At 65.3% G+C, this 10,763-nt stretch carries 11 protein-coding genes; 10 read left to right on the top strand and 1 reads right to left on the bottom strand.

Going from position 1 to position 10,763, the window contains the following annotated elements; translation table 11 throughout:
- The first annotated feature begins 19 nt into the window (after positions 1 to 19).
- Genes ACODS2_RS12255 through ACODS2_RS12210 form a run of 10 tightly spaced genes read left to right on the top strand, consistent with a single transcriptional unit; the run spans position 20 to position 10,519 of the window.
- Positions 20 to 445, top strand: coding sequence for a hypothetical protein (locus ACODS2_RS12255; RefSeq protein ID WP_488999069.1), 426 nt, complete (start codon positions 20 to 22; stop codon positions 443 to 445).
- An 8-nt stretch (positions 446 to 453) separates the two neighbouring features.
- Complete coding sequence (locus tag ACODS2_RS12250; protein WP_488999068.1) at positions 454 to 849, top strand: TrbI F-type domain-containing protein; 396 nt, start codon at positions 454 to 456, stop codon at positions 847 to 849.
- Positions 836 to 1,375, top strand: coding sequence for a S26 family signal peptidase (locus ACODS2_RS12245; protein ID WP_488999067.1), 540 nt, complete (start codon positions 836 to 838; stop codon positions 1,373 to 1,375). The genes ACODS2_RS12250 and ACODS2_RS12245 overlap by 14 nt, the downstream gene beginning before the upstream one ends.
- Entirely contained in the window at positions 1,372 to 2,028 is a 657-nt protein-coding gene (gene traW, locus ACODS2_RS12240) for a type-F conjugative transfer system protein TraW (RefSeq protein ID WP_488999066.1), read from the top strand. Before ACODS2_RS12245 ends, traW begins: the two co-directional genes overlap by 4 nt.
- Complete coding sequence (gene traU, locus ACODS2_RS12235; RefSeq protein ID WP_488999065.1) at positions 2,025 to 3,056, top strand: conjugal transfer pilus assembly protein TraU; 1,032 nt, start codon at positions 2,025 to 2,027, stop codon at positions 3,054 to 3,056. Before traW ends, traU begins: the two co-directional genes overlap by 4 nt.
- A gap of 50 nt (positions 3,057 to 3,106) precedes the next feature.
- Positions 3,107 to 3,826 (top strand): type-F conjugative transfer system pilin assembly protein TrbC, encoded by a 720-nt coding sequence (gene trbC / locus ACODS2_RS12230; protein WP_488999064.1) that lies wholly within the window; start codon positions 3,107 to 3,109, stop codon positions 3,824 to 3,826.
- Positions 3,823 to 5,514, top strand: a complete 1,692-nt coding sequence (locus ACODS2_RS12225; protein WP_488999063.1) for a conjugal transfer protein TraN — start codon at positions 3,823 to 3,825, stop codon at positions 5,512 to 5,514. Before trbC ends, ACODS2_RS12225 begins: the two co-directional genes overlap by 4 nt.
- Positions 5,495 to 6,322 carry a conjugal transfer protein TraF gene (locus tag ACODS2_RS12220; RefSeq protein ID WP_488999062.1) on the top strand — a complete coding sequence of 276 codons (828 nt, stop codon included), beginning with the start codon at positions 5,495 to 5,497 and terminating at the stop codon, positions 6,320 to 6,322. The genes ACODS2_RS12225 and ACODS2_RS12220 overlap by 20 nt, the downstream gene beginning before the upstream one ends.
- The gene (locus ACODS2_RS12215) at positions 6,312 to 7,760 is read left to right on the top strand and encodes a conjugal transfer protein TraH (RefSeq protein WP_488999061.1); all 1,449 of its coding nucleotides are present in this window, start codon (positions 6,312 to 6,314) and stop codon (positions 7,758 to 7,760) included. The genes ACODS2_RS12220 and ACODS2_RS12215 overlap by 11 nt, the downstream gene beginning before the upstream one ends.
- A 56-nt stretch (positions 7,761 to 7,816) precedes the next feature.
- Positions 7,817 to 10,519, top strand: coding sequence for a conjugal transfer protein TraG N-terminal domain-containing protein (locus ACODS2_RS12210; protein ID WP_488999060.1), 2,703 nt, complete (start codon positions 7,817 to 7,819; stop codon positions 10,517 to 10,519).
- Here ACODS2_RS12210 and ACODS2_RS12205 read toward each other — a convergent pair.
- A complete protein-coding gene (locus tag ACODS2_RS12205) occupies positions 10,506 to 10,724 on the bottom strand; it encodes a hypothetical protein (RefSeq protein ID WP_488999059.1) in 219 nt (72 codons plus the stop codon). The genes ACODS2_RS12210 and ACODS2_RS12205 overlap by 14 nt on opposite strands.
- Between the last annotated feature and the right edge of the window lie 39 nt (positions 10,725 to 10,763).

Here is a 10,763-nt window from a genome sequence, read left to right as displayed (position 1 = left end):
CCAAACCAAGGACAGACCCATGCCTCTCTATCTTGTTACGCCGTTCGACCATCTCGCGGCCCCCGTAGCCGCTGACATGGCGCCGCCTGGCCTTCCGGTTCCCGCAACTTCGGCGGGCGATAACCCGCCGCCCGCGCGGCGGTACTTGGCCGACCTCTGGTACATCCTCGTCAAGGCCGGTGCCTTTCTCGGCGCGATCTATCTGATGGTGCTCGGGCTGCCGTTGCTCGCCTTCCTGATGCTGGCGGGCGGCGATCCCGAGCGGCTGTTCCTCCACCTCGACAACCTCGCCGCGCACTATCTCGCCGCTGACCACAACGCGCGCGCCGCGTTCGACCAGGGCACTGCGCTCGGGCTCTTCGGCCTCGCCACCCTGATTGCGATCTGGCGGCTGCCCTCCTTCCTCGATGCCGTGCAGGCAGGCCTTTCGGAGAGTGAAAAGTGAGGAACATTTTGGCAACATTATCGGCGCCATCCCTGTCCTGGCGCAGGACGCTCAGCACGGCAGCGCTCGGGGTCAGCCTCACGCTGTCCACGCTCTGGGGCGTCTGGGCCACGCGCAGCCTGCTCGCCCTCGAAAAGCGCCAGGTCGTGACGGTCCAGCTCTCGCGGATCATGGGCGACTTTGTCGAAGCCGAGGCCCGCTCGGGCCGGCCGCCCGAACAGACCCGCGGCGAGGTCGAGGCCTATCTGAAGGCTGTGCAAGCCTCGGTCGAGCGGCTCGGCCGCGACGGCCGCACGGTGCTGGTCGCCGAAGCCGTGATCGCGGGCGGCGTGCCCGACATGACCGAAACCGTCCGCGCCGATGTCGCGCGGCGCATGGGGGACCTCGCCCGTGCCGCGCGCTGACCTGTCCCACCACACAAGCGGGCGCTGGGGCAAACGCGGTCGTAACCTGCTGCTGGCCGCCGGCATCGGCCTCGCGCTTATAGGCGCAGGCGGACTGAGCGACTTTGCGCGCGCCCATGCCCTGCTCGTGAACGCGAGCCCATCGCTCCCCTGCTGGGCGATCTGGCTGACGCGCGGTGCCGAGCCCGGCAGAGGCGACCTCGTGCTCTTCGTTCCACCGCGCTCGGAGCTGCTAGAGCGGCACTTCGGCAAGGAGCCGGGGCTCTTCGGCAAGCGGGTGCTCGGCATGCCGGGACAGCAGGTGACCCGAGAGGGACGGCAATTCTTCGTCGACGGCGTGCCCGTAGCGCTCGCCAAGCCGATGACCCGCACCGGCGAGCCGCTCGCACTCGGCCCCACCGGCACGATCCCCAAGGGCTGCTACTTTGTCGGCACCGCGCACAAGGACGGCTTCGACAGCCGCTACGCTGCGATCGGGTGGATCTGCCGTCCCCGTATCCTCGGGACCGGGAGGGCGATCCTGTGAGCCATCGCCCCGTTCCCTCGCTCGTCCCGGTTCTGGCACTCGCCCTGTGCGCAAGTGGCGGTCCGGCCAATGCCCGCGATTATGGCCAGCATGGCGCGGTCTGGGGCATTGCCGAACCTGATCTCCTCGAGCAGATCCACTCCCGCCTGTCCCGCCTCGAAGCGAGCGGGGAGACCGCGCGGCTCAATGCCGCGCTTCAGCGCCGCACTGAGGCCAAAGTCCAGCGGCCCGATCCAGTCCCGGGTCTTGCCGCTGCTTCAGCCACACGGACCTGGGCCTTCGATCCGACAATCACCGTCAGCGCCGATATCCGGGACGCACGCGGCGCGGTCATCATCGCTCGCGGCACCAGGGTCAATCCGCTCGACACCGTGCCGCTGCGCAGTCCGCTCGTGTTTGTCGATGGCGACGATCCGGCCGCGCTCGATTGGGCGGCCACCACGTTCGGCAAGAGGAGGCCCAAGGTGATCCTCGTCTCCGGTGCGCCGCTGGCCCTGATGAAGGCGCGGCAAATGCGCTTCTACTTCGACCAGGGCGGAACGCTCGTGCGGCATTTCGGCATCCGCGCGGTGCCGGCCGTCGTCGAGCAAAAGGGCCGCGTGCTCCAGATCACCGAGCAGGCGCTCAAGGCGGCACCAGGGAGGCCTTCATGACGCGGCTTCGCTCACTGGTCCGTCACGCGCTTGCGGCTGCGGCAGGTCTGGCGCTTGCCATCACCGCCGCGCCATCGCCCGCCGCCGCTTCCTCGGGACCGGGGCGCTGCACCGGGCATTTCGTGAACCCGATCACCGACATCTGCTGGTCGTGCCTGTTCCCGATTTCGATCGGCGGGCTCAAGATCTGGCCGTCGAGCCGGCCTGACACCAGCAATCCTGCGCTCCCGGTCTGCCTGTGCGGGCTGCGCCCCGGCATCGCCATGGGCTTCTGGGAGCCCGTGCGGCTTGCCGATGTCAGCATGAAGCCCTGGTGCTTCGTCAATCTCGGCGGACTCAAGCTCGACCCGGGGTTCGACATCGGCTTCAAGACCATGGCCGGACCTTCGGCGGTTGGCGGCGCGACGCAGTATGCCTCGCAGTGGCATATCCACTGGTACGCCTACCCGCTGATCTACTGGATGGAACTGGCCGCCGATTTCCTCTGCCTCGAGCAAGGCTCGGTCGACATTCTCTATATCACTGAGCTCGATCCGCTGTGGCAAGACAGCGAACTCACAGCGATCATCAACCCCGAAGCCGTGCTTTTCGCCAATCCGCTCGCGCTCGCCGCTTGCGCCGCCGACTGCGTTGCTGCGACCACCAAGCTCCCAAGCGATGATCTGTTCTGGTGCGCCGGCTGCCAGGGCACGATGTACCCGCTGAACGGCAACATCTCGGCGACGATCGGCCATGTTCAGGCCTCGCGCCTCGCGCTCGCGCGCTTTGCCTACAAGCTTCACCGCGAGCTCGTCGCCTGGGGTACGATGGGCGGCAAGGGCCTCTGCGGCAAATACCTGATGCCGGTCATGCGCAAGCAGCAGTACCGCTTCCAGGCGACCAACCCCAATCCCCAGACCGGCGGCCGCTATGCCTGCGCCCCCATCGGCGCCTCGACCACCTTCATGTCGGCAGGACAGGTCTATCCCGCGATCGGCGAAGATATGGGCTACCTCGTCTGGCGCAAACGCAATTGCTGCGCCCTATGAGCCGCCGGCCCTCCCTCTCCCTTCGCACCTGGGCGCTCACGGGTCTTATCATGACATCCGCGCTCGGCGGCGCGCTCGCGCAGAGCGTACCGGCGGATATCGATGTCGCGGCTATTCGCGCGCGTGCAGGCGAACAGGCTAGCGAAGCCGAGGCTCTCGCTACGACCGCGCGGGCCCGCGCCAAAGCGGTCAGCGCCTCGGCCACCGGCACTGCGGAGCAAGGCCAGGCCAATGGTGCGCGTTTGGCGGCAAGTCCGCGACTTCAGACCGGCAAGACCGGCGATGTGTTCGATTTCGATGGCATGGTTGCGGATGCCGGAACCATAGCGAAAGCAGACCTTGGCGAGGCGCCGCGGTTCATCGCCTTTGCCAGTACCTCAATGCCGCCGGCCGCGCTCAAGGCGATGATGGACGACGTACCGCGCGCGGGCGGCGTGGTGGTGTTTCGCGGGCTGACGCGCGGCAGCGCCCAGGCCATGACTGCCGCGCTGTCGCGCGTGCTTGCGCCCGGCGAGCGCCGTGACGGGGTCGGGATCGATCCGCGCCTGTTCCGCGCCTTCGGGATCGAGACGGTGCCGACCTATGTGGTCGCCAGCAGCGACTTCGATCTCTGCGACGGCTTCGATTGCACGACAAATGTCCCGCCGTTCGACAAGATCAGCGGCAATGTCACCGCGGCCTATGCGCTCGACACGATAGCGGGTGGTGGTGGTCCCGGCGCGAAGTTCGCGGCCCAATATCGCGCGCGGCTCGAGGAGCGAGCGCGATGATCCGCCGCCTAGCCACCCTCCTGCTGCTCATGACCGCACTGCCGGTACTGGCCCAGAGCAGCCCCGACGCGGCTCGCGCCGATGGTAAGGCCTTCGGCGCGGCCAAGGCCGCTGCTGCCCAGACCGCTGCGACCACTGCGCCCGATGCGACACGCATTCCGGGGTACAACGGGACGCCTGCGCAATCGGGTTACTTTGCCGATCCCGATCGCATGGCGCACGAAGCTGCAAGCCAGAGCAATAATCATGCGGGTTACCGGACAGTGCGCGATTCCCTGCAACACCGCGCAAGGTTCGCGCCGGTGGATCTCGATGCCACAATCGCCCGCAGCCGCACGATCAGCGGCGATCCGATGACGTATGCGAGCGGCATGGGCGGAAACGGCACTGCTGGGCGCTGCGTCCCGCTCCCCCCATCCACCAGCGCGGCGGCACGCTACATCGCGACCTGCAACACCGGTTTCACGGCCACTGCCGAGAACCGCAGCTGCACGGTTCGCCTGACCCCGCAGCTGCGCGATGCATCCACCTACCTCTACTTCTGCTCGACCGGTGGTGACTGCTCGGCCTTCATCGGCCCACAATGCCGCAAGACCGGCACGCATCCCGGCCCGTGCCTGCAACGTGACAAGACCTTTGCCGGCGGGGGCTGCACCGAGCCCGGTGATCCGGTCGATGAGTTCACCTGCACCGAGCAGGTGGCGGGTTTCACGCCAGTGGCCGTCAGGCCGGGTACAACGGTTGATACCGTGCGCGACGAGAGCGCCTGCGCGGGCCTCGCAGCCGACAGCGACTGCACGCAGGACAGCGAGACCTGCACCGACAGCGATCCCGTCACCCGCACGGTCGGCGGCTTGTCCATAACCCGGCCCTGCTGGGGCTGGGAGCGCAGTTATACTTGTGCAGCCTACGCGGCGAAGCAGGACTGCTCGGAGCTGGAAGCAAATCCCGGCTGCCGCTTTGTGCGCGCCGATTGCCTGACTGACGAGCCCTGCCGGACCTGGGAGCGGGTCTACGACTGCCCCGTGCCCGAGCGGAAGACCGATCCCAGCCAGTTCATCTGCGACGGCGACATTTACTGCATCGACGGGTCCTGCGAGACGATCGACCGCCAGCCCAACACCGAGTTCAAGGATGCGGCGGTTGCGCTGAATGCCATGAACCAGGCCCGCCGCGAGTTCGATCCCGCAAACCTGAAGCTGTTCGAGGGTGAGCGCGCCAGCTGCGCCTCCAAGGTCTTCGGCATTCTGAACTGCTGCAAAGGCAAGGGTTTCCCGCTGATCCCGGGCATCCAGCTCCTCGTCGCGCTCGGCTGCAGCCGCGAAGAGATGCTGCTCCATCAGCGCGATACCAAAGGTCTGTGCCACTATGTCGGCACCTACTGTGCGTCGAGCTTCCTCGGTGTCTGCTTCACCAAGCGCAAGGTCTACTGCTGCTTTGAATCGAAGCTCTCGCGCATCCTGCAGGAACAGGGCCGCACCCAGCTGAACAAGCCTTGGGCCCCGCCCAAGGAAGAAAGCTGCGCTGGCTTCACCGTCGAGGAGTTCGCGAAGCTCGATCTGTCCAAAATGGACTTCAGCGAAGTCTATGCCGAGTTCACCGACGCCGCGCGCCTGCCCGATGAACTCCAGGCTGCCAGTGATCTCCAGCAGAAAATCGAGGCCTACTATGCCCATGCATCGCATTGACCGCGCCCTGCACATGGCCGCTCTCGGCGCTTGCCTGATCCTGTCGTCCGGGCTGGCCGCTCATGCTGCCGATCCGACACCAACTGCACAAACATCGGGCGACGATCCCTTCTATTGCCAGGAGCGTCGGCTCGGGTACTGGTTCTACTGCACCAGGCCCAAGCCGCCCGAGGCGCCGCAGACGCAGGCAGTTCCGGACACCTCGGCCACACAGCGCCTGGAGACGATCACGTCTCAGCTGCGCGAGCTCAAGGCCCGCGCCATCCTCGAGCCAACGCCGGCCAACGTCACAGCCTATATCCGCTTCCAGCGCGCGCAGCTCGACCGCGCCTCGCTGTTCAGCGATGTCTGGCAGCGCTCGATCTGGCAGGACCCCGACCTCGACTACACGCTCCAGCGGCCGGTCTCGACGCTCGGCAAGCGCCAGTGGCAGGATGCCCGCAAAGCTGAGCGCGACAGCGTGATGGCGCATCTCTCTCAGCGCTACGGCCTCTTCTACTTCTTCGCGCAAAGCTGCGGTGCCTGTTCAGTGATGTCGCCAATCGTGCGCTCAGTCGCGGCAACCTGGGCGATCGAGGTACGCGCGATCTCCACCGACGGCGGGCCCTCGCCCGATTTCCCGCGCTACATCGCCGAGACCAACCAGCGCGCCCGCATGGGCCTCGAACCCGGGATCACGCCCGCCGTGGTCCTGTGGGATGCCGCGGCGCACCGCGCGATCCCGATCGGCTACGGCGTGATGTCGGCCGACGAACTGCAGGACCGCATCTACCTCCTCACCACCAAGGAAGCCGGCCATGACTACTAGATCCCAGCGCCTGCTCGCCGCGATCATGGCGCTCGCCCTCCCGCTCGCCCCGATACCCGCTCCGGTCTCCGCCAATGTCGGCAGCTCGATGGACTCGTTCCTGAACGATGTCGGCGGCGCGTCGAACGTGAGCGGCCCAACCGCCTTCCAAGGCCAGTCGGCCGGCTACTACAGCCTCGGCAATGTCTGGATGCGCTTCCCGCAGAAGACGACCTCGATCGCCAACCTCCAATTGCCCAAAGCCCGCGCCGGCTGCGGCGGCATCGACCTGTTTGCGGGCTCATTCAGTTTCATCAACGCGAGCGAGATCGTCGCGATGCTCAAAGCCGTCGCCAACAATGCGGTCGGCTTTGCCTTCAGCCTCGCCATCGACACTGTCTGCCCGGAATGCTCGAAAATCATGCAGGAGTTCGCCCAAAAGGCGCAGCTCATGAACAACCTCAGCATCAACTCGTGCGAGATGGCGCAGGGCCTCGTTGGCGGCGTCTGGCCCAAGGGCGACCTTGCCGACAAGGCGGTCTGCGAGGCGATCGGCAACAGCCAGGGCATCTTCACCGACTACGCCGCCGCCAAGCATGGCTGCGGTACGCGTGGCGAGCGGGCGAGCACCACGGCTAAGGCCGACGGTAGCTTCGCCGACGTCAATCCGGGCGTGGCGCGAAACTACACCTGGACCGTTCTCAAGAAGTCCGCCTTCTTCTCGCCGGGCGGCAAGTCCGACCAGGAACTCGCTGAATATGCCATGACTTTGGTGGGCACGGTGATCTACCAGCCGCCCAAGGATGACAGCGCGGGCAAGTTCATTCCCGTGGCGGGCGATGCTTCCTCGACCCTGGTCTCGGCGCTTCTCGACGGCAGCTCGGGCAGCGCGGTCAAGATCTTCCACTGCGACGAGCCCGACCAGTGCCTCAACCCCGGCCTTGCAGCGCTCTCAGTGCCAACGTCCAAAGCGCTGCGCCCGCGCATTGCAGCGTTGATCGATGGCATGGTCCAGGCGATCCGCGACGACACAGCGATCACGGCGGCGCAGAAGGAACTGCTGCAGGTCTCCTCGATCCCGCTCTACAAGATCCTGACCGTCCAGGCCGCTTATGGACGCGGCATGCCAACCGATGACCGCCAGACGCTCGCCGAGATTGCCAGCGTCGACCTGCTCTTTGCGGTGCTCGACCGCATCGTCAGCGAATCCAGCCGCTCGATGGCAAGCTTCATCGGTGCCGACGAGGCCAAGATCGCGCTGTGGCAGGGCCAGGTGAACGTGGTCCGTCAGGCGCTCGCCGACCGGCAGGCGAACACCCAGGCCAAAGTCGGGGCGATCATGCAGATCATCGAGAAGACGGCCTTCATCGAGAACCTGCTCGCCAGCCAGATGTCGCCCGGCATGGCCGCCGCGCTCGACTGGTCGCGCGCTGTCGAGACCCGCGTGCTCACTCACTGACACCTCACGCGTGCGGGCGCCCTATGGCGTCCTGCCTGTATCAGGGACCCCATTCCATGGTCGAAGTCTTCACGATCGGCGGCGGTGACTACCTCGTCGCGGTGTTCCGGGCGGTTGCCGCCTGGACCGGCAATGGCGGCTACAAGGGCCTGCTTCAGGTCGTGATGGTCATGGGGCTCGGGCTTTCGGCGCTGACGCTCGCATTCGGGCAAGACTGGCGCGCGTGGATCAACTGGTTCCTCGGCGCCACGCTCATGTACACTTGCCTGATGGTGCCGCGGCTCGACGTCCACGTCACCGACCGCATCAACCCCAGCCTTGCGCCCGCCAATGTGAGCAATGTGCCGCTCGGCCTTGCGCTCATGGCGAGTTTCACGAGCCAGGTCGGTGACTACCTCACTGGCTCGGCCGAAGTCGTGTTCGCGCTGCCGCCGCAGCTCAATTACTCGAAGAACGGCATGGTCTACGGCGCGCGCCTGTTTGAGGCGACGCGGGGCCTGCGCATCTCCGATCCGGAGTTCGCCGCCAATCTCGATGAGCATTTCCGGCAATGCGTTTTCTACGATGTGCTGCTGGGCCGGGTATCGATGCAGACGCTTGCGAACAGCACCGACATCTGGACGACGATCGGCCCGGGTAGCCCGGCACGAGCGCAGCGGTTCCTCACCCGCGATGCGGCCAGCGGCAAAGTCACAGCGACGATCCTGACATGCCGCGAGGCCTACACCGCGCTGAACGGTCAATGGACCGTCCTCGTAACAGCCATGACCACGGCATTTGGCCACCAGCTCTATCCGCACCAGACCGCAGCGCTCGCCAAGGCCAAGCTGCTGGCTGATCTACCGGTCGCCTTCCAGTACTTGTCTGGCGTTTCGGCCAATGCCTCGCAGATCTTCAAGCAGACGCTGACGATCAACGCGATGGCGCAGGCCATGCACGGCTTTGCAGGGAACAGCGGGGCCTCGAGCATCGATGTCTACGCCCAGACCCGCGCGGACATCCAGACCGAGCGTACTTACGGCTCGATCGCCAGCAATGCCATGAAGTGGGTTCCGCTGCTCAATATCGTCCTGACCGTGCTGTTCTACGCGCTGTTTCCGGTGCTGTTTCCGCTGTTTCTGCTTCCCCGCACGGGGCCCACGGCGCTCAAGGGCTACCTGACCGGCTTCTTCTATCTCGCGGCTTGGGGTCCTCTCTTTGTCATTCTCCATATGGTCCTGATGACCAAGGGCGCCTCCGATATGGCGGCTGTCGCAAACGGATCGGGGCTCAGCCTAGCCACTTTTACCGGCATGGCCGACGTCAACGCGGACATCAGCCTGCTGGCCGGTTACCTGATCGCGTCTGTGCCCTTCCTTGCGGGCGGTGTCGCCAAGGGCGCGATGGCGATTTCGTCGCAGGCAACCTCCTACCTCAACCCCAGCCAGAACGCTGCCGAGGAAGCGGCGCGCGAGGCTAGCACCGGTAATGTCTCGCTCGGCAACTCGAGCATCGACAACTCGAACGTGTTCACGCGCCAGTTCGCACAAGGGACCGTGGCGCCAAGCTTTGCCTATGGCGCCCCGCAGACCCGCACGATCAGCGAAGGCGGTGCGGCCACATCTTCGTTCCCCGACGCGGCCTACGATCAAGTGCCCAATTCGAGCTACCCGTTCACACCGACACTTGGGACGGAGTTCTCCTCGCGCCTTGCGACCATGGCTACCGAGGCGAAGAGCCGCAGCGAGACCCTAGCCAATGTCGCAACCCAATCGACCAGCAATGCCGTCGCGCGGTTCCGCGAACTGCGCCAGCAATTCAGCGGCGCCCGCGGCAGCGAGACCGCGCAAGGCAACACAACCTCGGACAGCATCCAGACCGCTTACAGCGAAGTCGATCAGGCATCGTCCAGTCTGCAACGCCAGTTTGGGCTGTCACGGCGAGCGGCGGATGACATCTCGGTTGCGTGGTTCCTGAATGGTGATGCCGGCGGTGGTGCCTCCGGCAAAGCGGGCATCTTCAGCGGCTCAGTCGGCGTCAAAGGTGGTCGCAATCAGTCCTGGACAACCAGCGATACCGGCATCGCGTCTGTGGATCGCTCGCGGATCATCGGCAGCCTCAAGCAGATGTCGGACAGCCGGAACTGGTCGAGCATCCGCGACGGGTTTCTTCGGACGGTTTCCACCTCAAGCAACTCTGCCGTATCGTCGAGGGCAAGTGGCCTCAACTCCAGCATAACCGAAGCCCAAACATCGTCCCGAGAGGCCCGCAGCGCAGAGGAGACAGCGCACCGGCTCGAAAACCAGGCGTCCTTCTTCGCCAGCCGCAACGCCACGGGCAACCTCAACATCAGTCAGGCCTATCGCGACTGGGGCATGGCCGAGATTGAGCGGAACCGCGATTTCTACGGCGATGCCCGGTTCGACGATACGCGCTTCCAACTCAGCGCAGCCGGGCAAACGCTGCAACGCAAGTTTGTTGAGGTTTATGCAGAGGAGGTTCGTGACGATGTAGGAGGCAAGCTTGCCTTGCCGGTAGCTCCCGCCGTGGCGCGCCCCGGCGTCCAGCAGCCCGACAGCATTGACCGTCAGGCAAGAATTGGCCTGCCGAATATGGTCAGCCGTTCACTTCACGATGAGGTTCAGCAGGCCCAGAGCGCGGGAAAGCAGCGGATCGATGGGCAGAGGAACCTGCTGGAAAACATCACGCATGATGCGAATGGTGCCAGTGCTCACGCAGCCAAGAAAGCCAGAACTCGTAAGCAACCTACTGGCGAATGAGGTCCCAGTAGATAACAAAGCAGATGTAGGCTGCGAAGATCACGCCCACTCCAATGCCGAAAAGCCGCACAAGTGGATCCGACCAAGCCTTCTTGATCCGATACTCGGTCAGGCGGCCTTCGGCGAGTGCCTTGTCCAGCTCCCTGAGGCCAGCCCATCCCTGATTTGCGGGAGCAGCATTCTGGTGGTTGTCAGTGTTGTCCATGGGGCACCTAATCAAACCTTCAATGGAATGGAACATAAC

It is taken from the genome of Novosphingobium sp. FG137 (assembly GCF_057809735.1).
The sequence above is the reverse complement of the archived record's forward strand: the minus strand, read 5'-3'. Positions and strand labels throughout refer to the sequence as shown.